This is a genomic window from Altererythrobacter chaiwopuensis (assembly GCF_054957755.1).
Genome location: NZ_JBTXJG010000001.1, coordinates 540010 through 563284 on the forward strand (window position 1 = coordinate 540010; position 23275 = coordinate 563284).

Annotated in this window: 25 protein-coding genes; 17 read left to right on the plus strand and 8 right to left on the minus strand. The window is 62.1% G+C overall.

Going from position 1 to position 23275, the window contains the following annotated elements:
• Positions 1-70: 70 nt before the first annotated feature.
• Together ACX2DJ_RS02770 and ACX2DJ_RS02775 are read left to right on the plus strand one after the other, a co-directional pair.
• A complete protein-coding gene (locus ACX2DJ_RS02770; RefSeq protein WP_462570869.1) occupies positions 71-601 on the plus strand; it encodes a hypothetical protein in 531 nt (176 codons plus the stop codon).
• A complete protein-coding gene (locus ACX2DJ_RS02775; protein ID WP_462570870.1) occupies positions 598-1098 on the plus strand; it encodes a hypothetical protein in 501 nt (166 codons plus the stop codon). Before ACX2DJ_RS02770 ends, ACX2DJ_RS02775 begins: the two co-directional genes overlap by 4 nt.
• Here ACX2DJ_RS02775 and ACX2DJ_RS02780 read toward each other — a convergent pair.
• Positions 1095-2900 carry an AMP-dependent synthetase/ligase gene (locus tag ACX2DJ_RS02780; protein ID WP_462570872.1) on the minus strand — a complete coding sequence of 602 codons (1806 nt, stop codon included), beginning with the start codon at positions 2898-2900 and terminating at the stop codon, positions 1095-1097. The two genes, ACX2DJ_RS02775 and ACX2DJ_RS02780, sit on opposite strands and share 4 nt — an antisense overlap.
• Before the next feature lie 144 nt (positions 2901-3044).
• Between ACX2DJ_RS02780 and ggt the strand changes: the two genes are divergently transcribed.
• A complete protein-coding gene (gene ggt, locus ACX2DJ_RS02785; protein WP_462570874.1) occupies positions 3045-4772 on the plus strand; it encodes a gamma-glutamyltransferase in 1728 nt (575 codons plus the stop codon).
• A gap of 97 nt (positions 4773-4869) precedes the next feature.
• Here ggt and ACX2DJ_RS02790 read toward each other — a convergent pair whose 3' ends face one another.
• Positions 4870-5916, minus strand: a complete 1047-nt coding sequence (locus ACX2DJ_RS02790) for a quinone-dependent dihydroorotate dehydrogenase (protein WP_462570875.1) — start codon at positions 5914-5916, stop codon at positions 4870-4872.
• Between the two features lie 260 nt (positions 5917-6176).
• Between ACX2DJ_RS02790 and ACX2DJ_RS02795 the strand changes: the two genes are divergently transcribed.
• The 10 genes from ACX2DJ_RS02795 to ACX2DJ_RS02840 all read left to right on the plus strand — a co-directional run bounded on the left by ACX2DJ_RS02795 (position 6177) and on the right by ACX2DJ_RS02840 (position 14477).
• Complete coding sequence (locus ACX2DJ_RS02795; RefSeq protein ID WP_462570877.1) at positions 6177-7139, plus strand: helix-turn-helix domain-containing protein; 963 nt, start codon at positions 6177-6179, stop codon at positions 7137-7139.
• 196 nt (positions 7140-7335) lie between these two features.
• Positions 7336-8205, plus strand: a complete 870-nt coding sequence (locus tag ACX2DJ_RS02800; RefSeq protein ID WP_462570879.1) for a helix-turn-helix transcriptional regulator — start codon at positions 7336-7338, stop codon at positions 8203-8205.
• A gap of 105 nt (positions 8206-8310) precedes the next feature.
• Positions 8311-8721, plus strand: coding sequence for an SUF system Fe-S cluster assembly regulator (locus ACX2DJ_RS02805; RefSeq protein WP_462570880.1), 411 nt, complete (start codon positions 8311-8313; stop codon positions 8719-8721).
• Complete coding sequence (gene sufB / locus ACX2DJ_RS02810) at positions 8718-10214, plus strand: Fe-S cluster assembly protein SufB (RefSeq protein ID WP_462570882.1); 1497 nt, start codon at positions 8718-8720, stop codon at positions 10212-10214. Before ACX2DJ_RS02805 ends, sufB begins: the two co-directional genes overlap by 4 nt.
• A 136-nt stretch (positions 10215-10350) precedes the next feature.
• Positions 10351-10896 carry an endonuclease domain-containing protein gene (locus tag ACX2DJ_RS02815; protein WP_462570884.1) on the plus strand — a complete coding sequence of 182 codons (546 nt, stop codon included), beginning with the start codon at positions 10351-10353 and terminating at the stop codon, positions 10894-10896.
• On the plus strand, positions 10880-11629 hold the full coding sequence (gene sufC / locus ACX2DJ_RS02820) for a Fe-S cluster assembly ATPase SufC (RefSeq protein ID WP_462570885.1): 750 nt from the start codon (positions 10880-10882) through the stop codon (positions 11627-11629). Before ACX2DJ_RS02815 ends, sufC begins: the two co-directional genes overlap by 17 nt.
• Entirely contained in the window at positions 11604-12377 is a 774-nt protein-coding gene (locus ACX2DJ_RS02825; RefSeq protein ID WP_462570887.1) for a SufD family Fe-S cluster assembly protein, read from the plus strand. Before sufC ends, ACX2DJ_RS02825 begins: the two co-directional genes overlap by 26 nt.
• 53 nt (positions 12378-12430) lie before the next feature.
• Entirely contained in the window at positions 12431-13600 is a 1170-nt protein-coding gene (locus ACX2DJ_RS02830) for a cysteine desulfurase (protein ID WP_462572530.1), read from the plus strand.
• Positions 13597-14109: an SUF system Fe-S cluster assembly protein gene (locus tag ACX2DJ_RS02835; protein ID WP_462570888.1), complete on the plus strand. Its 513-nt coding sequence runs from the start codon at positions 13597-13599 to the stop codon at positions 14107-14109. Before ACX2DJ_RS02830 ends, ACX2DJ_RS02835 begins: the two co-directional genes overlap by 4 nt.
• On the plus strand, positions 14109-14477 hold the full coding sequence (locus ACX2DJ_RS02840) for a HesB/IscA family protein (RefSeq protein ID WP_462570889.1): 369 nt from the start codon (positions 14109-14111) through the stop codon (positions 14475-14477). The genes ACX2DJ_RS02835 and ACX2DJ_RS02840 overlap by 1 nt, the downstream gene beginning before the upstream one ends.
• A 139-nt stretch (positions 14478-14616) precedes the next feature.
• Here ACX2DJ_RS02840 and ACX2DJ_RS02845 read toward each other — a convergent pair whose 3' ends face one another.
• The 3 genes from ACX2DJ_RS02845 to ACX2DJ_RS02855 all read right to left on the minus strand — a co-directional run bounded on the left by ACX2DJ_RS02845 (position 14617) and on the right by ACX2DJ_RS02855 (position 16796).
• Positions 14617-15558 (minus strand): hypothetical protein, encoded by a 942-nt coding sequence (locus tag ACX2DJ_RS02845; protein WP_462570890.1) that lies wholly within the window; start codon positions 15556-15558, stop codon positions 14617-14619.
• Between the two features lie 80 nt (positions 15559-15638).
• Entirely contained in the window at positions 15639-16088 is a 450-nt protein-coding gene (locus tag ACX2DJ_RS02850; protein WP_462570892.1) for a hypothetical protein, read from the minus strand.
• Between the two features lie 9 nt (positions 16089-16097).
• On the minus strand, positions 16098-16796 hold the full coding sequence (locus ACX2DJ_RS02855) for an EI24 domain-containing protein (protein WP_462570893.1): 699 nt from the start codon (positions 16794-16796) through the stop codon (positions 16098-16100).
• Positions 16797-16915: 119 nt separating this feature from the next.
• On the opposite strand from ACX2DJ_RS02855, the gene ACX2DJ_RS02860 reads away from it, so the two are divergent.
• The gene (locus ACX2DJ_RS02860) at positions 16916-17926 is read left to right on the plus strand and encodes an adenosine kinase (RefSeq protein ID WP_462570894.1); all 1011 of its coding nucleotides are present in this window, start codon (positions 16916-16918) and stop codon (positions 17924-17926) included.
• Here ACX2DJ_RS02860 and ACX2DJ_RS02865 read toward each other — a convergent pair whose 3' ends face one another.
• The 3 genes from ACX2DJ_RS02865 to purD all read right to left on the minus strand — a co-directional run bounded on the left by ACX2DJ_RS02865 (position 17927) and on the right by purD (position 20559).
• The gene (locus tag ACX2DJ_RS02865; protein WP_462570896.1) at positions 17927-18751 is read right to left on the minus strand and encodes a hypothetical protein; all 825 of its coding nucleotides are present in this window, start codon (positions 18749-18751) and stop codon (positions 17927-17929) included.
• Positions 18752-18833: 82 nt separating this feature from the next.
• A complete protein-coding gene (locus ACX2DJ_RS02870; RefSeq protein ID WP_462570897.1) occupies positions 18834-19217 on the minus strand; it encodes a c-type cytochrome in 384 nt (127 codons plus the stop codon).
• A 67-nt stretch (positions 19218-19284) separates the two neighbouring features.
• Positions 19285-20559, minus strand: a complete 1275-nt coding sequence (gene purD / locus ACX2DJ_RS02875) for a phosphoribosylamine--glycine ligase (RefSeq protein WP_462570899.1) — start codon at positions 20557-20559, stop codon at positions 19285-19287.
• Here purD and xseA point away from each other — a divergent pair.
• Genes xseA through ACX2DJ_RS02890 form a run of 3 tightly spaced genes read left to right on the plus strand, consistent with a single transcriptional unit; the run spans position 20558 to position 23241 of the window.
• On the plus strand, positions 20558-22027 hold the full coding sequence (gene xseA / locus ACX2DJ_RS02880) for an exodeoxyribonuclease VII large subunit (RefSeq protein ID WP_462570901.1): 1470 nt from the start codon (positions 20558-20560) through the stop codon (positions 22025-22027). The two genes, purD and xseA, sit on opposite strands and share 2 nt — an antisense overlap.
• Before the next feature lie 36 nt (positions 22028-22063).
• Positions 22064-22267 carry a DUF2093 domain-containing protein gene (locus tag ACX2DJ_RS02885; RefSeq protein WP_462570903.1) on the plus strand — a complete coding sequence of 68 codons (204 nt, stop codon included), beginning with the start codon at positions 22064-22066 and terminating at the stop codon, positions 22265-22267.
• Positions 22267-23241, plus strand: a complete 975-nt coding sequence (locus ACX2DJ_RS02890) for a M23 family metallopeptidase (protein WP_462570904.1) — start codon at positions 22267-22269, stop codon at positions 23239-23241. The genes ACX2DJ_RS02885 and ACX2DJ_RS02890 overlap by 1 nt, the downstream gene beginning before the upstream one ends.
• The last annotated feature ends 34 nt before the right edge of the window (positions 23242-23275 follow it).

The window sequence follows — 23275 nt, forward strand, 5'->3', positions numbered from 1 at the left end:
AATCCCGCTATAGTTACCGTTAATTAACCACGCTCGGCCAAAATGCTCCTTGCAACAGGGAGCAAGAGCCATGCCGGTAACTGGCACCGCCTCGATGACCATTAGCGAGATGCGCGAATTTGCGAGCTTTTCGGCCGCAGAGCAGCGTTACATCAAGCGCAGCCTGGATATCGGGCTGGGACGGCAGGATGCGTTCAAGCTGTGGGCGCGCAGCGAAGGCGAGAACGCCGCGATCCGCTGCCAGTATGTTGCCTATCAGGAACTGAAGACGCTCCGCGCGACCATTCCAAATGATGTCACCATTGCGCAGATCGAAACCTTCATCGGCAAGCTGGTGCGGGTTGCCGCTTTTGACCTGTCACAAGAACGGATCAGCAGCTTCTCGGCATTCCGCTTTCTCTACGAGCGCTTGCTGGGCGCCGATGTGCGCCCTTGGCTGCCCAGCGCATTCTGTGCTGCCGCTGCGCTGCCGCAAATCCGGCCCGATTGCCGCAAGGAGTTGCTGCAAAGCCTGAGCGAAGCCGCCGCCACCGCACCAGGCTGGTCGGATCGCGAGCCGAGCTTCTATCCCGAATATGTTGAGGATGTTGAGGCTGCGTGAGCGAGCCCCATCCGGAGGGACAGGGCCCTTACAAGAATGCCCGAACGGAGATCGACTCGTGGCGCGGGCGCTGTCTTGATCTATACGCCCGCTCCGAAAAGGCCGTCGCTTTAACGCTGGAGACTGCAAAACAGCATGGTCATTCAGTCAAACTAAGGCACTTAGCAGGCCAAAGGCTCGACGATCTTTCGTTAATAACGGACCAGGACAACGGAACCGCCAAGCAGAAGGAAGCTCTCGCCCGCGCAATTGATGGTTGGCGCGCCATTGAGAGTTACCGAGTTTTCCTGGCCCATGGAACCATGAAAGAACTTATTGACCGCAAGGGTAAGTGGCACGCGCAATTCGATGTGACGACTTACAAGTCTAACAATCCAACGCCTGGTCGAATGACGATCAGCCAAACCGAGGCTTTGGAACTGCAGGCGGATTTGGAGAAGGGCTTTAAATCACTTTCGGCTCAACTCGGCCAGTTTCGAAAGCGCCTCGCGACCTAACCCTTGTAAAGCCCGTCGATCCGGTCCTGGTAGCGCTCGCGAATCTTGTGGCGGCGGATCTTCATGCTCGGCGTCAGCTCCTCGTTCTCGATACTGAACGGCTCGTCAGCGCAGGCGAACTTGCGTACTTTCTCGATCACGGAAAGGTCATGGTTCACGCGGTCGATTGCTACGCGCAACGCGCTCTTGAAAGCGGGCAGGTCCTGCAGCGCCGCCATGTCGAACTTCTCGTCATTGGCCTTGGCCCATTCCAAAGCCCATTCGGCGTCGGGCACGATCAGGCCGACGATATAGGGCCGCTTGTCGCCGCTCACCATGGCCTGCGCGATCTCGGGCTGTAGCGTCAGCATGCCTTCGATCTTCTGCGGTGCGACATTGTCGCCCTTGTCGCTGATGATCATGTCCTTCTTGCGATCGGTGATCACGATCCGGCCCTTGTCGTCGAGATGGCCAATATCGCCGGTGTGGAGCCAGCCATCCCTGATCGTGCGCGCGGTCTCCGCCTCGTTGCGCCAATAGCCGTGCATCACCAGTTCGCCGCGCACCAGAATTTCGCCATCTTCCGCGATCTTCACTTCAACCCCGCGCATTGGCGGGCCAACCGTGTCCATCTTCAGCCCGGCCTTGGGCCGGTTGCAGCTGATGACCGGGCCGGCCTCGGTCTGGCCATACCCCTGCAGCATGGTGAGCCCCAGCGCGTCAAAGAAATTGCCGACATCGGGGTTGAGCGGTGCGCCGCCGGAAACCATGGCCTTGATCCTGCCGCCAAAGCGTGCCCGGATCTTGGGCCGAAGGGTCTTTTCCAGGATAAAGTTCATCGGCTTGTCACGCTTGCGCAAGCGCCCGTGCTCGCCTTCCTTTTCGCTGATCATCAGCGCCCGGCCCATCAGATAGTTCGCGACCTTGCCCTGCTTTTCGACCTGTTTCATGATGCGTGCGCGCAGCACTTCGAACAGGCGGGGCACCACCACCATGATCGTGGGGCGAGTTTCCTCGATATTGCTGGCAAGCTTTTCCAGCCCTTCGGAATAGAAAATTTCCGCGCCTACGCTGATCGGCAGGTACTGCCCGCCGGTATGTTCATAGGCATGGCTGAGCGGCAGGAAGCTGAGGAAGCGTTCGTCACTAATCCCGAAATCCTCGATCAGGATCTCCGCCGCCCCGGCGACATTGCACAGGATCGCGCCGTGATGCTGCAACACGCCGCGCGGTGCCCCTCCAGTGCCGCTGGTATAGATGATGCAGGCGGTCTGCTCGCGATCGATTCCCGCCATTCGCTCGTCCACCGCCTTGCGCGCTGCCACAGGATCGCCAGCGATCATCTGCTCCCAGCCATGGTAATCGAAGCTGCCCGACTGATGCCGATGCAGGTCCTCGATACCGATAACGTGCTCGATGATTCCTGTTGCCAGGATCGCTGGATGAAGTGGCTGAAGCAGCCTTTCGGTCGACACGATCACCGCCCGGGCGCCCGAATTGTCGAGAATATGCGCATGGTCGCGCTCGGTATTGGTAACATAGGTCGGCACGGTCACACAGCCCGCCGCCATGATGGCCAAGTCTGCTATGCACCATTCGGGGCGGTTTTCGCTTACCAGGCAAACCCGGTCGCCATCCCTCAGGCCCAGTGTGCGCAGGTTTTCTGCCAATAGGCAGACGTGATCCGCCACTTCACGCCAGCTTTGCGTCACCCAGCTTCCGCCTTCCTTGCGGCCAAGGAAGGGCGCATCACCTTTGGCGTCCGCGCGTGTAAGGAAAAGCTCAACCAGATTTCTGGCATTGTCGATATCGGTCAGCTGCACTGACTTGCTCCTGCTCCCGGGGAAGCCCCCTTTATTCCATGGCCGGGGTCTAGGGTCCTGCCCGCCGCACCGCAAGAGCGACTGCACTTGCGCGCCGTGCAAGCCACATTGCCTTGTCCTGCGCGCCGCCTTAATGGGCGGCGCATGACACTGCACCGTCTGCTCCTTTTGCTGCTCGCCGCCCTCGTCACCGCCTGTGCCACTGTGCCGCCGGGCGATGCCGCCACACCTCGGGCGGGAGTGGCCCAGCCATTCGTGATCGCGGCAAATCCAATGGCGGCACAGGCCGGTATGGACGTGCTCGATCAGGGCGGGAGCGCAGTCGATGCAGCGATTGCGGTGCAGGCGATGCTTTCGCTGGTTGAGCCGCAGTCTTCGGGCATCGGCGGCGGTGCATTCCTATCCTATTATGACCAGCAGTCGCGCAAGATAGCCATCTATGACGGGCGCGAAACCGCGCCTGCCGGGGCCACGCGAACGATGTTTCTGGGGCCGGATGGGGCGCCACTGGCGTTCCGCGAGGCAGTCGTCAGCGGCCGGGCCACGGGAGTTCCCGGGGCTGTGGCGGCGCTGGCAATGGCACACCGCGAACACGGCGCATTGGCATGGAGCAGCCTGTTCGATGCCGCGATCGAGACAGCGCAAGAAGGCTTTGTCATCAGCCCGCGGCTCGGGCGGTTCCTGACAATACCCTTTCCCCAGCTGTCCACGCCAGATGCCAAGGCCTATTTCTCGCGGCCCGATGGCACTCTGCGGCAGGCCGGTGACCTGCTGGCCAACCCCGACTATGCGCGCTTCCTGCGGCGGCTGGCCGAGCATGGGCCGGAAGCGCTTTATGGCGGCAGCACTGCGGCAAAGATCGTTGAGCGTAGCCGCGCCGCACCGCTGAGCGGCACCATGACCATGGCCGATATCGCCGCCTATCGCCCGGTCAAGCGCGAAGCTGTGTGCCATCCCTATCGCGCCTATCTGGTATGCGCTCCGCCGCCGCCATCGAGCGGCGCGGCGCTGCTTCACCTGCTGGGCCTGCTCGAGCGGACTGATATCGCCGAGCGCGGCCCGCACGATCCGCAAGGGTGGTACCTGTTCGCCGAGGCAAGCCGGCTGATGTATGCTGATCGCGACGCCTATTTCGGCGATGGGGATTTTGTCTCGGTGCCGGTGCAGGGCATGCTCGCAGCTGCCTATCTTGATCGCCGTGCCGCGCTGATTGGCGAGCGTGCGGCGATAAAGGCTTTGCCTGGCGAGCCGGAAGGCTCGACGCAGGGCGTAGCGGACCAGACGCTGGAGCCAGCGGGCACATCGCATTTCATCGTGCGCGACGCGGCGGGCAATGTGGTTTCCATGACTACCACGGTCGAATCGATCTTCGGCACGGGCAGGATGGTCGACGGCTTTTTCCTCAACAACCAGCTGACGGATTTTTCGTTCAACCCGCTGCAGCCCGATGGAGAGCTGGCCCCCAATGCGGTTGCACCGGGCAAGCGGCCGCGCTCGTCGATGAGCCCGCTCATCCTGCTTGATCAGGACGGAAGCTTCGCCGGCGCGATTGGATCGGCTGGTGGCAATTCGATCCTGGCCTATGTCGGCAAGTCGCTGGTAGCCGCGATCGACTGGAACCTCCCGATGCAGGAGGCGCTCGCCCTGCCCAATCTGGTCGCGCGCGGAGACAGGCCGATGGGCGAAGTGGAGAAGTTCGATCCTGCGGTCATCGCGGGGTTGAAGGAACGCGGCATCGCGCTTGTTCCCGGGCAAGGAGAGGATTCAGGGGTCCACGCCGTGCTGATCCGCCCCACTGAAGACGGGCGCGGCAGGGTTGATGGCGGATATGATCCACGCCGCGAAGGTGTGGTGCTGCCCGGCGCGCGTTAGAGTGATTTCGAGTGAAATGGAACATTTCGCGGCTCGGAAATCACGGTAAAACAAGAATCTAGACTCAGATTTTGGTTCAATCAAAATCGAGCAGAGTCTAGCGGTTTTCGGCGCCCACCGCCTCGGCAATGCTGGCGAAGCCTTCGCGCCGCATCAGGCGCTCCAACCCGCGAACGATCCTGGCTCCCAACCATGGGCCCTCATAGACCATCGCGCTGTAGATCTGCACCAGGCTGGCGCCGGCCTTGATCCGTTCCCATGCATCATCTGCGCTGGCAATACCGCCCACGCCAACCAGCGGGATCGCGCCGCCGGTGGCCTTGCGGAAATCGCGCAAACGCTCGAGCGCAAGTGGGCGCAGTGGCGCGCCCGAAAGCCCACCAGTTTCCCCGGCATGGGTTGATCTTAGCGGTGGGCGCGAAATGGTTGTGTTGGACACGATCAGCGCGCCGAGCTGCTTGTCGAGTGCGATTCGGGCGATTGCATCAATGTCGGCCGGTTCGAGATCGGGCGCGACCTTGAGGAATATCGGCGGCGGTGCTTCGGGCATTGCTCCGGCACGCGCAGCCAGCACGGCATCGAGCAATTCCGCCAGAGCGCCTTCGTCCTGCAGCGCGCGCAGCCCCGGCGTGTTGGGGCTCGAGATATTTACCGCCAGATAGCTTGCATGCGGCGCCATCAGCCGGGTCATGGTGGCATAATCGGCAATGCGATCCTGCGAATCCTTGTTGGCGCCGATATTGATACCGACCACGCCGGTGCGCCCTTTGCGCGCAGCAAACTGTTCGAGCGCGGCCTGTGCACCACCATTGTTGAAGCCCATGCGATTGATCACTGCGCGATCCCGGGTCAGGCGAAACAGCCGCGGGAGCGGATTGCCTGCTTGCGGGAGCGGGGTGATTGACCCCACCTCTGCAAAGCCGAATCCCAGCCCCAGCAGCGCGTCGGGCACTTCCGCATCCTTGTCGAAACCGGCCGCCACGCCCACGGGGTTGGGAAAAGCAATTCCGGCGACTTCGGTGGCGAGAATCCCGGCTTTGGGCGGGTTGCGCTGCGGCAACATCTTCAGCCCGCCCACCGCGAGTCGGTGCGCGGCTTCCGAATCGAGCAGGAAAAGTGCCGGGCGAAGGAGGTCAAAGAGCATGAAGCACGCCTATGGCAAGCGTGGGCGCGCCTGTCGAGCACCGATCAAGCTTGACCGATTTATTTAATTGTTTCAGAATAATGACTTAAAAAGACCTGATTCAAATCAACTCTTGTCGTTTGCATACAATTCAGGACACTACGAATCGGTTAAGTGGGGACTGCGACCCGAAGGGCTCAGAGCAGCGATGCGAAGAGTTCCTCAACTTCAACGGCGGTCCCCCACAAGGGGACCGCCTTTTTTCGTTGAATTGGAGGCTGATGAAGAATCCAGACGAGCCGGGTGCTCCGCGTGAACGGAACAGATCCGACTTTGCGCTCACGCCGCAAAGCCTGTTTCAGCTCGACTATATCGCCGCGCCGCCTGCGCTCAGCGACTTCATCACTACGCTTTATCACTTTCGCTGCGATGCAGCGCTGATTCGCGATATCCAGCCGGCGGCGCTCGGTCAGCTCTCCATTTTCCCTCATGGTGTGGGTGAGATGCGGTTTCTTGATGGGCGGGTTGATCCCAGCCATGAAACCAATCTGCTCTCCCCCTTTTCAATGGCGGCACCGTTTGTGGTCGATGGACCATTCCATGCGATCGGGGCGGCCCTTTCGCCACTTGGCTGGGCCGCGTTGACCGGGCGCAGTGCGGCGAAATATAGTGATCGGTTCGTTCGTGCGGGCGAGTGGCTTGGCGATGAAGCAGACGCGATGGGCGGTGAATTATGCGCGGCCTATCGCAGTGGCGAGAAGAGCGGGCGCGATTGCGCGCTGGGTCTGTGCGATTATATCGCCGCGCATCTCAGGCCCGTGAAACCGCGCCACATCGAGCTTATTCATATCACCACACGCTGGCTTGGCTCCTCGCTCAATCCCGATCTTGCACAGCTCAACCATGAGGCGAGCTATTCAGAACGGCAGGTACAACGGCTGGTTGAGCGCTATTTCGGCCTTCCGCCGCGGGCCCTGGCGAGGAAGTACCGCGCTTTGCGCGCAGCTGCATTGATGGGCCTGCCGCAGCTTTCCGACGAATATGAAGCGCAATTGGGCGAGGCCTTTTACGACCAGTCGCACATGATTCGCGAGATCAGCCTGTTCGTGGGGCGCACGCCTGCGCGCCTGGCGGGCGATGAAAACCCCTATCTCGCGGAAATGCTCACGCCCAAGAATCTGCGCGAAGTGCGCATTCCCGGCGAAGTTGGAAACAAAGCGGCCCATCCGCTTGATGAGCCCTGACGCCGGCGAGGTGATCTTGATGCGGGCGCTTGTGACAACTTCTGCGGCAAGATGGCCTGCCATGTCGCTGAGCTACAATGGAAGTGACTAGCTATGGACTATCCCTGCTCACGCACCAAAAGAATGAGTTCCTCGCAAAGCCCTTGTTCGGTGCATGGGGCGGTTCGGTCCGTGGTTGGGTCGTAGATGACAGGCTATGCCGCCCCACTTTCACCTGGAATATTACGAACCGCCTCAAGGACTTGAGCGCCATCTGCTGGCGCTGTTTCATTTCGCCTGGGACGCGCCGGTGATCCATGAGCGCCACCCCGGTGCGCTCGCCCAATTGGTGCTTTTTCCACATGGGACCGGGACGGTGACGTTCGGGCAACGCGAAGATGCCATTCTGGGCGAAGCGTATATGATCAGCGCGTTTTCGACCGCCGTGCCCTATTCGATGAACGGCCCGTGGCACGCCATTGGGGCTTCGCTTTCCCCGTTCGGATGGGCCGCGCTAACCGGCCGCTCGGTCAAGGACCTGCTGGACAGAGTCCATCCCGCACACGAATTGCTGGGAGATGATATCAGGCAAGCCGCCCATAACATCAACACCGCCTATCGCGCCGGCAAACTAGACGGGCGGCAGGCCTGCAAGTGCCTCGCGCAATGGATCGAGGCACGGCTGCAACAACTGCCTCCTGCGCATGAACGCCTGATCGAACGCACAATCGACTGGCTCGGGCAGTCGCTCAAGCCCGATGTCGAAGCCCTGTTTGATCGCCTTGACTATTCACGCCGCCAGGCTGAGCGCCTGATCGAACAATATTTTGGCTTTCCGCCCGCCGCATTGGCACGCAAATATCGTGCGGTGCGCGCCGCATCGCTGCTGGCCCGTGCAAATCTTAGCGACAGGGCGGAATCCGAAATCGCGGAGGCATTCTATGACCAACCGCATATGGTGCGCGAAATCCGGCGCTATTGTGGCTATACACCTGCCAAGCTTGGCGGAAGCGATGAGCCGCTGTTTCTTACCCTGCTGCGGATGAAGAATCTCAGCCAGTTGGGCCGGTCGCGCACGAATGGTTGAGACCTTTTGCTAACGACTCGCAACAAGGGATTTCGCATTGAAACCCACCGAACCCGCTCCTAACTGCAAATACGAACGAATCAGTCTGATTTAAGTAGGAGCGCTATGCGCCTGTCGAACCTAGCCGATTATGCCGTCGTGACGATGAGCGCCGCCGCGCGCCATTGCGGCGGTGGGCGCGTATCGGCAGCGGAACTGGCGGCGGAAACCGGCTTGCCCGCTCCGACGGTGCAAAAACTGGTCAGCAAGCTGACGGCGGCGGGCCTGCTGCGATCGATGCGCGGCGCGGGCGGCGGGCTGCAACTGGCGCGTCCGGCAGCAGCAATCAGCCTGGCCGATATTGTCGAGGCCGTGGAAGGGCCGATTGCGCTCGCCCAATGCATCGATGCGCATGCCTGCGGTTATGAGAAGGGGTGCGAGGTCAAACCGCATTGGCCGGTCATCAACCAGGCCCTGCGCGGAGCCCTGGCGGCCATTCCACTCACCCAACTGACTCGCATGGAAGAAGCCGTATGAGCGAAGAACTGAACATTCAGGATCGCCCCGAAATCGACAGGGAGGCGCACGAAGCTGCCGCCAAGGCCGCCGATTACGAGCACGGCTGGTCATCCGAAATCGAGACCGAATTCGCCGAAAAGGGCCTCAGTGAAGACACCGTCCGGTTCATTTCGGCCAAAAAGGGCGAGCCGGAATGGATGCTCGAATGGCGCCTCAAGGCTTTTCGCCTGTGGCAGACCATGGAAGAGCCTGACTGGGCCAAGGTTGGCTATCCGCCGATCGACTACCAGAACGCCTATTATTATGCCGCGCCGAAGAAGAAGCCGACACTCGCCAGCCTTGATGAACTCGATCCCGAGATCAAGGCGGTCTATGACAAGCTCGGCATCCCTGTAGCGGAGCAGGAAGTGCTCGCCGGGGTGGAGGGCGCGCGCAAGGTCGCGGTCGATGCGGTGTTCGACAGCGTCAGCGTTGCCACCACTTTCCGTGAGGAGCTGAAGCGCGCGGGCGTGATCTTCCTCTCGATCTCCGAAGCGATCAGGGAATATCCCGAACTGGTGAAAAAGTGGCTGGGCAAGGTGGTGCCGCAGCATGACAATTTCTTCGCTACATTGAACTGCGCGGTCTTTTCCGACGGCACCTTTGTCTACGTGCCCGAGGGGGTGCGCTGCCCGATGGAACTCAGCACCTATTTCCGCATCAATGCCGAAAATACCGGCCAGTTCGAACGCACGCTGATCGTGGCGGAAAAGGGCAGCTATGTCAGCTACCTCGAAGGCTGCACCGCGCCAATGCGCGACGAGAACCAGCTCCACGCCGCAGTGGTGGAACTGGTCGCGCTGGAAGATGCCGAGATCAAATATTCGACCGTGCAGAACTGGTATCCCGGCGATGCCCAGGGCAAGGGCGGGATCTACAATTTCGTCACCAAGCGCGGGCTGTGCCAGGGCGCGCGCAGCAAGATTTCATGGACGCAGGTGGAAACCGGCAGCGCAGTGACGTGGAAATATCCGTCATGTGTCCTGAACGGCGAGGACAGCGTGGGCGAATTCTACTCGGTCGCCGTCACCAATAATTACCAGCAGGCCGATACCGGCACCAAGATGATCCACAATGGGCGCGGTTCGCGCTCGACCATCATCTCCAAGGGAATTTCTGCGGGCAAGAGCAACAACACCTATCGCGGCCTGGTGCGCGTCGGCCCCAATGCCGACGGGGTGCGCAACTTCACCCAGTGCGATTCGCTGCTGCTGGGCGATCAGTGCGGCGCGCACACCGTGCCCTATATCGAGGTCAAGAACCCCACGGCGCAGATCGAGCACGAGGCGACCACTTCGAAAATCTCCGACGACCAGCTGTTCTACGCCATGCAGCGCGGATTGCCGCAGGAAGAGGCAGTGGCGCTGATCGTCAACGGCTTCGCCAAGGACGTGCTCAAGGAACTGCCGATGGAATTCGCGGTCGAGGCGCAGAAGCTGCTGGCGATTTCGCTTGAGGGGAGTGTGGGGTGATTGATTTTAGCCTCTATCGTCATGCCGGACTTGATCCGGCATCCCGCTTTTCTTCCGCCGTGCCAACCAGACTCAGCGGGACCCCGGGTCAAGCCCGGGGTGACGAATTGTCGATTTCGCTGGAAGGGAGCGCCAATTGAACGTTAAAAAAACCCTCAAGCTTCCCGATCCGTCGGAAACACCCGAAGCCCCCGCGCTCAGGAAGCGCGGCCGCGGCTGGGAAATCTCGGACAAGCGGCTTGACGTGCTGCACGAGCAGGCGCGCGAGATGCGGCGGCATTCGTCCGAAGCGCACAAGGCGCTCGCGGCGCGCTTCGCCAAGGCCGATCTCGGGCGCCACAAGTTCACCCGCCACGCGGTGGTGGGCAGCGCGATCGTCGATTTCAACTGCCACAGCCTCGGCATGGCGATCGATATCGACGAGGAAGGCGAAAACGAAGCGCTGGCGAAACGCCGCGACAAGAGCCTGGAGAGCGTCGGCATCCGGGTGATGCGGATCAAGGCCGCCGAGATTCTCGAAAACATGGACGATGTCCTCGCCCGGATCACCGCCGGAATGCGCCTACGGATCGCCGACAAGCGGGATGCCGCGCGCGCGCACAAGGAAGCCAACCCGCGCCAATCCTATTCACGGCCCAGGAAAGATTACCCCAAGAAAGATTACAATGCTGACAATCGATAACCTCCACGCCACTGTCGCCGACAAGCCCATCCTCAAAGGCCTGTCCCTCACCGTTGCGGCGGGCGAAATCCATGCGATCATGGGGCCGAACGGCGCGGGCAAATCGACGCTGGCCTATGTGCTGGGCGGGCGGCCCGGCTATGAAGTGACCGAAGGCAGCGTCACCTTCATGGGGCAGGATCTGTTTGCGATGGAGCCGCATGAGCGAGCGGCTGCCGGCCTATTCCTGGGCTTCCAGTATCCGGTCGAAATCCCCGGCGTCTCATTTGTGCAGTTCCTGCGCGAAGCGCTCAATTCGCAGCGTAAGGCGCGCGAGGAAGACCCACTGTCGGGCGGCGATTTCCTCAAGCTGGCAAAGGCAAAGGCGGCCCTGCTCAAGCTCGATATGGATATGCTCAAGCGGCAGGTGAACGTCGGCTTTTCGGGCGGCGAGAAGAAGCGCGCCGAGATGGTGCAGATGGGAATCCTCGATCCCAGGTTTGCAGTGCTCGACGAAACCGACAGCGGGCTCGATATCGACGCTCTGCGCGTGGTGGGCGAGGGGATCAATGCGATCATGCGCGATCCCTCCAAGGGCGTGTTGCTGATTACGCATTACCAGCGCCTGCTCGACGTGGTGAAGCCAGACAAGGTTTCGGTGCTTGCCGCCGGGCGGATCGCCCAGACCGGCGGGCCCGAGCTGGCGCAGCGGCTCGAAGAAGAAGGCTATGACGCGGTTATGGCTGATGCCTGAAGCGGCGATCCTTGAGCGGCCTACCAATAGGGACGAGGCCTGGCGCTATGCCGATGCCGGCTATCTGGCGGAGGCGGAACTTGCCTTGCTGACCGGCTGGCAAGAGCTCCACATTCCGGCGGGCGAAGCGCGTGAGGAAACGCGAATTGTCGAAGCGGGCGTCGAACGTCTGCGCGTCAACGTGGGGCAGGGCGCGCGCTATGCCCTGTTCGCGATCAACGCGGCGGGGCCTTACGCTCGGCTCGAAGTCGAGGTGACGCTGGAAGAGGGCGCGCATTTCGAATTCGGCGGCGTGACCCTTGGCGGCGGCGACAAGGTGCAGGAATTTGTCACCCGCACGATCCATGCACAGCCCAATGCGACCTCAAACCAGATTGTGCGCGCGGTGCAGTGGGGCCGCTCCACGGGCAATTTCCTTGGCCGGATCGAAGTGGTGAAGCACGCGCAAAAGACCGACGCCGCACAGAATTTCCGCGCGATGCTGCTGGAGAAGGGCGCCAGCGCGAATACCAAGCCGGAGCTCGAAATTTTCGCCGACGATGTGCAATGCGCGCATGGTGCGGCGATCGGCCAGCTTGATGAAGCAGCGCGTTATTACATGGCTGCGCGGGGGATCGCGCCCGATGTTGCGCGCAAGCTGCTGGTACAGGCATTCATCGGCGATGCCTTTGTCGAAATGAGCGACCAGTCACAGGCCGAATCGATGCTGGAGCGTGCGCTGGCGCAGCTTGACGAGGCCGCGCTGTGAGCAGCGCCGCCACCCTTTCACGCCTGGCTGATGCGCGGGCGCAGTTTCCCGGCATGGTGACCGCGGACGGCAATCCGTGGCACTATCTCGATACTGCTGCCACCGCGCAAAAGCCGCAAGCGGTGGTGGATGCGATGGCGCGCGCGCTGGGCAAGGATTATGCCACCGTGCACCGCGGGGTCTATGCGCGCTCGGCAGAGATGACCCTGCGCTATGAAGCTGCGCGTCGGCGGGTGGCGGAATTCATCGGCGGCAGGGAAGAAGAAGTGGTCTTCACTCGCGGCGCGACCGAGGCAATCAACCTGGTCGCCGCGACATGGGGCGCGGCCAATATCGGTGCGGGGGATCGCATTCTGCTGTCCACGCTCGAACATCACTCCAACATCGTGCCGTGGCAGATGCTGGCCGAGCGGGTGGGCGCGCAGATTGACGTGTGCCCGCTCACCGATGACGGGCAGATTGACCTTGATGCTGCCGAGGCCATGCTGAGCGAGCGGCACAAGCTGGTTGCGCTGGCGCATGTCTCGAACGTGCTCGGATCGGTGCTTGATTGCCGCCGCGCGGCGCGCTTGGCGCACAAGGTTGGCGCAAAGCTGTTGCTTGATGGCTGCCAGGCCGTTCCGCGCCTCCCCGTGGATGTGGCCGCGATTGATTGCGATTTCTATGTTTTCAGCGCGCACAAGCTCTATGGCCCGACCGGGATCGGTGCGTTGTGGGCGCGGGCCGAAGTCCTGGCCGGGATGCCGCCATATCAGGGCGGCGGCTCGATGATCGATCGCGTAACCTTTGCCAAAACCACATATGCCCCGCCGCCGCAGCGCTTCGAAGCGGGAACCCCGGCGATCGCAGAGGCAGTGGCATTGCATGCGGCGATCGACTTTGTCGAAGCCATCGGGCTCGATAGGATCCATGGGCATGAGGCGCAGCTGGTGGCGCAGTTGCGGGCAGAGCTTGGCGCCATGAACGATGTCACGCTGTTCGGCCCGGCAGATAGTGCCGGAATCGTAAGTTTCATGATGGACGGGGTTCACCCGCACGATCTGGGCACCATATTGGATGAAGCGAATGTGGCGATCCGCGCCGGGCATCATTGTGCGCAGCCGCTGATGGATCATCTGGGCGTGCCGGCTACGGCGCGGGCCAGTTTCGGGCTCTACTCGGATGAAAGCGATATCGCGGCGCTGCTCGAAGGCATCGCCAGAACCAGGAGGATATTCGGATGAACAAGCCATCCGAGGATAAGGAATTCGTGGCGGCTCCCTCGCCTGCCGAAGCGGTAGGGGGCGCGCTTCAGAAGCCAAGGCGCGCACGAGTGGAGGATGCTGTCGATCCTGATGAGACGCCGCGCGAAACCTTGGAGCGCAAACGCGATTATCTTGAGGGCTTTCTGGCCAAGAAGCCGGAAAATGTCTCGCCCGGCGAACCGGGAGGCGAGCTGCATGACGCAGTGATCGCGGCGCTCAAGGAAATCTATGACCCCGAAATTCCGGTCAACATCTATGATCTTGGCCTGATCTATGGCGTCGAGATCACTGACGATGCCGATGCGCTTGTAACCATGACGCTTACCACGCCGCATTGCCCGGTGGCCGAATCGATGCCCGGCGAAGTCGAGCTGCGCGCCGCCAGCGTGCCCGGTATCCGCGATGCCGAGGTCAGCCTGGTGTGGGATCCACCTTGGGGGCCGGACAAGATGAGCGACGAGGCCCGGCTCGAACTGGGGATGCTGTGATGCCAGAATCAGATAACGCAACGAAAACCCGCGAAATTCCCGCAGCCGTCAAGCTGACGCCCGCCGCCGAGGCGCGCATTGCCGAATTGATGGGCATGGCGCCTGAAGGCGCGATCGGGGTGAAGCTGTCGACCCCCCGGCGCGGCTGCTCGGGCCTTGCCTATTCGGTCGATTACGTCACCGAAGAGGCGAAGTTCGACGAAAAGATAGTGACCCCGGGCGGCGCGTTCTACATCGACGGGGCAAGCGTGCTCTACCTCGTCGGCAGCACGATGGATTGGGTGGAAGATGATTTCACCGCCGGTTTCGTGTTCGAAAATCCCAATGCCAAGGGCGCATGTGGCTGCGGCGAGTCCTTCATGGTGTGAATTCCACCGTGGTGGGCTGCGAACGGCGCCGGGCTGCGCTTCCGGTGCTCACGGACCTAAAAGTCCGCTGCGCGCCGGTTCTCGCGCGGCGTCGTTCTCGCTCCACCACGCCGTAATTTCATGACAGGCCTATAGAGTTTCAGCCCTCGTCGATGATCCGCGCGAGCAGAGCGCGTTCGAGATCGTCAACCTCGCCATCGGCGTCGATCATCTTCTCGAGCCATTCCTGCTCGAAATCGTCGACCAGGTTTCCGGCGGCGGCAGCCTCGGTATAGCTCTGGCCCTTATCATTCCTGCCGAAGACCTTGCCGAAATGGTTCCGCGCTTGCGGCACCTCGCGCGCCATGGCGCCGATGAAACGACCGACGCGCGCCTGGTTGTCGGCAACGAAAGCTTCAAGCTCCTTGACCCGTGCATGGTCGAGTTGCGCATTCTGCAGCTGGAAGCCCTTGAGGTAATTGGCCACACCGTCGACGAAGAGATCGTCCCACAGCGGCGAGTTCTCATCCTGCATGGTCGCATCTTTCAGGCGGAACAGCAGCTCGGCATCGTGGCGGCTGACGGCAGCAGGGCCATAGCCCCCGCTGGCAAAGATCACGCGGCGCAGCAGGCGGCATTCACTCGCGCTGATATGGCTTGCCGAAAGCTCGCCGCCGCAGCGCGTCGGGCCGTTGCCAGTCATTACCGCCTGATCGATCTGGCGCAGGACATAGCGCTTGAAGAACTCTGGCACGTTCTGTGCCTTCTCAATCACGCTCACCAGCAGTTCCAGCTCGGCCATGGAGTCGAGCTTGCCGTCATGGTCCAGCGCGCCGATCAGCCAGCGCGCCTCATCATCATCGCACATGCCGCGCGGTTCGGTGCCATTGAGCACGAATTCGCCGATCGCCTCGACGAAGAAATCGACCCATTCGTCCGAGGGCTGCTTGAGCAAGCGATTGATCGCGAAGATGGCTTCGGCCTCATCGCGATAGATCTTGCCGTCGCCCCAGCCGATCTGTCGCAGCGAAAGCAGTTCTTCAGCAGTTAACTGGCCATCTTCCGCCACGCGGCTGGCCAGATCGGCAAATTGAATGCTCATCTTGCGCAGATCCCCTGATTAATGCGGGATTTCTATCGCAGAACAGACTTAAAACCGGGTTACCAGCCGCAATATCGGCTTCATTTGCCGCCCAGCGCTTTCACGCAGGCGGCGCGATCGACATCGAGCCCGTCGCTGGCGCGGCGTGCCTCTATATGCGTGGCCACCGGGTCCGCGCCAGGGCGCAGCGGATAGAGGAAGATGTCGAGCACACAGGGCTCACCGGCAAATTGCAGCTTGCGCGCATCGCCCTCGATCACATCAAGCCTGGGCTTGCCGAAGCGTCGTTCGAGCTGCGCTGCGCCCACTCCGATGACATTTTCGAGCCCCGGTGCGCGCATCAGCGGCGGCGGGATGAAGCCGGAAGTTGGCGGCGCGGGATCGCTTGGAGGCACGCGCACTGCCTGTGTTGGCGCGCCGCTTGACGATGGCCGGTCAGGGACCAGCACCGGCGCGCTTCCGGCCGAGACGCAGGCGGCAAGCAACGGCAGCGGGGCGATGGCGGCAAGGATTTGGCGAAAGGGACGCATGGTTTGTTCCTAGGTCGCTTTTGGACGGGAAAGTTGCACAAGGTGGGTTCCGGCCGCTGCACCGATAATTGGCGCCAGCAAATTGATGAAGGGCACCGCCATCAGCGCAGCGATCACGCCGCCCAGCAGCAGCCGGTCAAATCTGCTCACCGGGGATGGATCGGTTGGTGCCGGGCGATGGCGCAACCAGCCCATATCGGTAAGCTCGCGCCCCAGCAGCACCGCATTGACAAGCAGGAACACCACTGCGGGGCCGATCGCGGTGAACAGCAATACCAGCGCCACTGGCGCCGCCAGCGCGTTGAACAGGAGCGCGCGGCCAGCGCCGCGCAGGCTGTTGGCCAGATCCTTGTGGAATGGCAGCTGGCGCGCTGTCACGGCGGCTTGCGGATAGTGCTTGCGCTCGACCGCGATCACCACTTCGTCGGCAAAGAACTGCAGTACAGCGAGGGCGACAACGCGAAACAGCAGCCACGCAGCCAGCAAGGTCAGCACCAATGACGCCAGATAGGTGACTTCAGCTCCAATATTCATGCCGATATAGGTGCTTAGCGCCGCAATAGCCTGGAATGCCGCCACGCCGAGCAAGGCGAAAACCACAAGCGTCAGGGCAACACTCTTCGCCAGCACGCGCAGCACAGCGCGGTCACCCATTTGGCTGAAGGCAAGGCCGAGAGATTTGAGAACAGCGCTCATCCGAGTGTGCATTTCCCTGCGATTGCGCGACAAGTCAACGCACTGAGAGACAATCCGCCCTTGGCGCGGGCGGCGCGGGGCGCTAGGCGCCGCTTTCCATATCTGATCCAGCAACGAAATCAGGAATTCCTGTGTCCGAACCCCGTTATGATGTAATCGCCATCGGCAACGCTATTGTCGACGTGATGGCCCCTGCAACAGATGAACTGATCGAGGAATTGCAGCTCAATCGCGGCGGGATGACGCTGGTTGATGCAGACCGCGCGCGCGAACTCTACGAAGCAATGGGTCCCGCGCGCGAGATTTCCGGCGGTTCGGCTGCCAACACGCTGGCGGGGCTTTCGGCGCTGGGCGCGCAATGTGCTTTTATCGGCCAGGTGGCGGATGACCAGTTGGGCGAGGTTTTCGCGCATGATATCCGCGCCGTGGGAATCGATTTCGACGTTGCCCCGCGCCCGACCAGTCACACCGATGCCGATCCGCCCACCGCGCGCTGCCTGATTTTTGTCACGCCCGATGCCCAGCGCACCATGAACACCTTTCTGGGCGCGAGCCAGTTCCTGCCAGCCAGCGCACTGGATGACGAGGCCGTGGCGGCGGCGCGCGTGCTTTATCTTGAGGGTTATCTGTGGGATCCGGAAGAACCCCGCGCGGCGATGCGGCGCGCCATTGAAACCGCCAAGGATGCCGGGCGCGAAGTCGCCTTCACCCTGTCCGAAGTGTTCGTGATCGACCGCCATGGCGACGATTTCCGCGCGCTGATCGAGGATGGGCTGATCGACATATTGTTCGCCAATCATCTCGAGCTCTTCGCGCTCACTGGAACAGACAATATCGCAGCGGGGATCGCCGCGCTCAAGGACAAGGTGCCGACACTGGTCGTAACCCGCAGCGCCGATGGCGCGATCGCGACCCGCAATGGCGAACGCGCCGAAGTGCCCGCCGAACCGATCGAGCATGTGGTGGACACGACCGGGGCGGGCGACCTGTTTGCTGCGGGCTTCCTGTTCGGCCACGTCCGCGGCGAGCCGCTCGAACGCTGCCTGCGGCGCGGGGCGATTGCTGCGTGCGAGATCATCTCGCATTATGGCGCGCGAACCGAGGTGGACCTCAAGGCCCTGATGGACGCAAAGCTGGGTTGATCAGGCCCGGGCGGCTGCAGTGGCTGGCTTTGCTCGACTGCTGCCGGCCCGCCATCCGTACCATCCGGCCAGGGCGCCCGCTGCGACACCGGCAGTGAAGGTCACCCCCTGTGGAATCTGCGCATAGGCGACGAACCAGCCATCAAGCCCTGGCATGAAGGGCACATTCCACATCACCACCGCCTGCAAGCCCATGAAGAACGAGGCGACCAGCCACGGCATGCCATGCTTGCGATCCATGAAATACAAGGTCATGGCAAAGATGATTGCCATGCCATCGCTGATTACAATCGTGTCCTGCACTGCCTGCGGCCCGTCGCTGCCAATCACATTCATCCACGGCATGAACTGATCGATTACGCGGCTAAACGGGGATTCAAACAGGATCAGCGGCGTGGCCAGCATGTAACCTGCGTGGAGCTTTACATTTCGCCGGTTCTTGAGCGCCTGGTAGAACAGAGTCAGATAGGCACTGATTGCGATCACCATGCCGATCCCGAACGAAGGGCCATTGTGCAGGATGAATTCATTTTCTGCCGAAGCCATGCGCTGCGCGGAAACGTCGATGATCATCATGAAGCCGAGGATCAGGAAGGGGAAGAGCGCGAAGCTGGCCAGCCCCATTTGCTTGTGAAAAGCGTTTGAGCGGCGATGGATCGCAACGCTCTGGACAATCAGCAGCAGCAACCAGGCCGAAGAGCTGATCGCATGGACGTGGAAGGCCAGCGGAACATTGCCGATTGCCGACCAGTAGCTGGCCCAGAATCCGGCCAGGATAACCAGCAATACGAAACCGACGAAATAGTGGCCATGACGATAAGGCATCGAGTAATCCCCCTCTCGATGCGACCCCTGATTTCATATTAGCACGGACGGTGGGAAATCCGCAATCGGCGGGGCGTCGGCCCTATTCGGGCACGCGCCGGTAATCCTCGCTCTGCAGGGTCAGGATGTAGTCCGCAATCTGTTCAACCTGCGGCGGGTCCAGGTCAAAATCCATCATCTCGGGATAGTTGTGTGCATCGGTCAGCCAGGTGACCAGCGTGGCGCGGGTAAGCCCTTCGCGATTGGCGATATCGGCGAATGGCGGCGAGGCCGGGTTGGGCGAGACGCCGGGAACTTCAACCGCATGGCAGCCGCCGCATGCCGCCTGCACGAAGGCAAGCCGGTGGTGTTCGGCTTCGGACATGGCCTGCGGTGCAGGGGCTTCCGCCAAGCCCTCTTCCGGCGCTGTATAGGCGCAGGCCGCAGCGCCGAACACCAAGGAAACGATGAAACCAACTCTTGTCATTACACTTCCTTCCCAACATCGCCCAGTGAATCAAACCGCAAGTCTCTGAGCCAGTCCATGACCGCGATCAAACTTCCGTTTCGCGCAGCACTTCGCGCCAGCCGATGTCGCGGCGGCAGAAGCCGCCGGGAAAGCTGATCCGACCCACCGCTTCATAGGCGGTGCGCTGTGCCTCAAGGACAGTCTTACCCGTTGCAGTGACATTAAGCACGCGCCCACCGCTGGCGACAAGCTGGCCGTCCTTCATTGCAGTGCCGGCATGGAATATCTTGGCGCCGTGTCCCTCGGCATCGCGCAGATGGATTGCGCCGCCCCTCTCTGGCGTGCCAGGATAGCCATTGGCCGCCATGACCACGGTCAGTGCTGTCTCATCGGCAAATTCGCCTGTCACGCCCTCCAGCTTGCCAGTGGCGCAGGCGAGCATGATCTTTGCCAGATCGCTCTCCAGCCGCATCATCAGCACCTGGCATTCGGGATCACCGAAACGGCAGTTGTACTCGATCAGCCTGGGGCCGGTATCTGTCAGCATCAGCCCGGCATAGAGCACACCCGAATAGGGCATGCCTTCGGCTGCCATGGTGCGCACGGTCGGTTCGATGATTTCGCGCATTACCTGCGCCTGCAATTCGCTGGTCAGCACCGGGGCGGGCGAATAGGCGCCCATCCCGCCGGTATTGGGGCCGGTGTCGCCATCACCCACCCGTTTGTGATCCTGCGCCGTACCAAACGGAACGATGGAGGTGCCATCGGTCAGCGCGAAGAAGCTGGCCTCCTCGCCCGCCATGAATTCCTCGATCACCACCTCGGCCCCGGCTTCACCGAAACTGCCGCCGAACATGTCGGCCAGCGCAGCTTCGGCTTCCGCGCGGTTTTCCGCGATCACCACACCCTTGCCCGCGGCCAGCCCGTCAGCCTTCAGTACAAAGGGGGCGTCGAAGCGATCGAGCGCTGCCGTCGCTTGCTCAAGCGAAACCGTGCGAACATAGCCAGCGGTTGGAATGCCTGCGCGTTCGCACAAATCCTTGGTAAAGCCCTTGCTGCCTTCAAGCTGCGCGGCCGCCTGCGAAGGTCCGAATACGGGGATGCCTTCCGCACGCAAACTGTCCGCCAGCCCATCAACCAGCGGAGCCTCCGGCCCGATCACAACCAGGCCAATCTCGTTCGTCTGGCAGAATGCGATGATTGCGGCATGATCGGTTGCATCAAGGCCGACCAGCTCTGCCTCTTGGGCAATGCCGGGATTGCCGGGGGCATCATAGAGTTTTGTGCAGCCGGGGGATTGCGCAAGCTTCCATGCCAACGCATGTTCGCGCCCACCCGAACCGAGCAAAAGGATATTCATGGCCGCCGCGTCCTCCGATGATCAGTCAAACGGGCTGGTAGCGCGCACGCCGCCGGGCGACAACGCCGCACCGCTCTCGATCACCGAGATTTCGGCATTGCTCAAGCGCACGGTCGAGGATCGCTTCGGCTTTGTCCGGCTACGCGGCGAGCTTTCGGGGGTGAAGCGCGCCGCATCGGGGCATCTCTACCTGGCGCTCAAGGATGAGAATGCCGTGCTCGACGGGGTGATGTGGCGCGGCAGTGCGCAGCGCCTGCCCTTCGTGCCCGAAGACGGGATCGAGGTTATCTCCAGCGGCAAACTGACGACCTTTCCCGGGCGATCGAAATACCAGATCGTGATCGACAGCCTGGAGATCGCGGGCGAAGGCGCCTTGCTGGCACTGCTCGAAAAGACCAAGCTGAAGCTCGAGGCCGAGGGGCTGTTCGCGCGCGAGCGCAAGCAGGCGCTGCCCTTCCTGCCGCGCGTGATCGGCGTGGTGACCTCGCCCACCGGATCGGTGATCCGCGATATATTGCACCGGCTGGCGGATCGCTTCCCCAGCCATGTGCTGGTGTGGCCGGTGCTGGTGCAGGGGCAGGGCGCAGCGCAGCAGATTGCCGATGCTGTACGCGGGTTTGCCGCGCTCGATGGGAGCGGCACGGTGCCGCGCCCCGATGTGGTGATCGTCGCGCGCGGAGGCGGCTCGATCGAGGATCTGTGGGCCTTCAACGAGGAAATTGTGGTGCGCGCCATCGCCGATTGCCCGATCCCGGTGATCTCTGCCGTGGGGCATGAGACCGATACCACGCTGGCGGACTATGCCGCCGATCGCCGCGCGCCTACGCCAACGGCCGCCGCAGAAATGGCGGTACCGGTGCGTGCCGACCTTGTTGCTACGGTGGCGGATCTGGTCAATCGCCAGCAGCGCGCAGTGCTGCGCCCGGTTGAGCTGGGGCGCGAGCGGCTGGAGGCGCGAATGCGGCGCATGCCCCGGCCTGAACAATTGTGCCAGCCATATTCGCAGCGGCTCGACGAACTTGGCGAGCGCCTGCGCCGCGCCTTGCGCGACAGGGCGGGGCAGGGGCGCGAAAGGCTTGCCGGGGTTTCCTCACGCCTCGCGCCGGTGCTGCTGAGGCGGAACCTGGCCGATGCAAAGGGCCAGCTTGAACGCGCCCGGCTCAGGCCCGCGCTTGTCACCGCGCCACTTGACCGCAAGCGCGAAGCGCTCGCCGCTCTCTCGCGGCTGGCGCAGCAGTTCCATCCCGAAGAGCCGCTGAAGCGCGGCTATGCCATCGTTCGCGATGCGAGTGACAAGGCCCTGACCAGCCGCGAGCTGGCAGCGAAGGAGGCGGCATTGGTGCTGCAATTTGCAGACGGGCGGCTCGATGTGGTGCAGGCCGATGGAGCCCAGCCAGCATCCAGGCCCCGCAATCCGGCCCGCAAGGCGGCCCCAACCTCGCCCAGGCAGGATGATCTGTTCGGTTAATTGCAGGTTCGGTAATCACTTGCTAGAAACCGGGGCATGTTGATGTCGTCAAGCGATGGTGAGGCCAAGCTCTATTACGGTCCAAGCGCGTTCAAGGTGCTGCGCGGCGGGAAATTCGTGCGCTGCGCGATCAGCGGCGAACCGGTTGCGCTTGAGGAGTTGCGCTATTGGAGCGCGGAATTCCAGGAAGCCTATGCCAGCTGTGAGATTGCGACCCGGCGGCTGACCGGACAGATTTGATGCAGCTGCGGGCGATCGGAGCACTTGTTGCTCTCACCGCTTTGCTCGGGCTTGGGGCTTGCGAAAACCGTGAGAACAACACAGCGCAGCCGGGCTATCTCCCCGTTCTTGCGGCACCGCTGTTAACGATTGATCTGGCGCAGGGCGCCGTTGACGCGCCCCCACCGCAAGCGGAACCGCGAGATGGGCCGTCCGAGGCCAAGCTGACTATGGTGGCCAATCTCGCTCAAGGCGGCTGGATGCGCGGCCAGTTCACCTCTCAGGCCAAATCGGTCCGGCTCGACGGGACCGAACTTGCGCTCGATGACAATGGCCGATTCTTCGCCGGTTTTGATCGTGATGCGCCCAGCGAGATGTTGCTCACCGCGATGCTGGCTGACGGTTCCGAATATCGGCATCGGATCGAATTGGCGGCGGGGGATTGGCAGATCGAGCATGTCGATGTCGCGATGCGGCCGAGCGGAACAAGCGAGGCTTTCCTGGAGCGCCGCCGCCCAGAACTGGCCGCGATCCATGCTGCACGCGCCAAGGAAACCGGGGCGCAAGGCTGGCGGCAACCTTTCATCTGGCCGGTAAATGGCCGCATTTCAGGGCGCTTCGGATCGCAGCGGATCTATCGCGGCGAGCCGGGCAGCTACCATTCCGGCCTCGACATCGCGCCCGGCGCGGGCACGCCCTTTGCTGCGCCGGCTGACGGTGTGGTGGTGCTGGCGGCGGACGATTTCTCGCTCGAGGGCAAATTGCTTATCATCGACCATGGCCAGGGGCTCAACAGTGCCTTCCTGCATGCCTCGCAGCTGTTCGTGCGCGAGGGTGATCAGGTCAGGCAGGGCCAGCATATCGGCAATGTCGGCGCCAGCGGGCGCGCCACCGGGCCGCACCTGCACTGGAGCCTCAAATGGCGCGATGCGCGGCTCGATCCGCTGCTGTTTCTTCGGCCGGATAGCCAAGCGGCAATTCCTGCCAGCGATTGAAGCCCTCGCAAGGAAGAGGAATGCGCATGAAAAG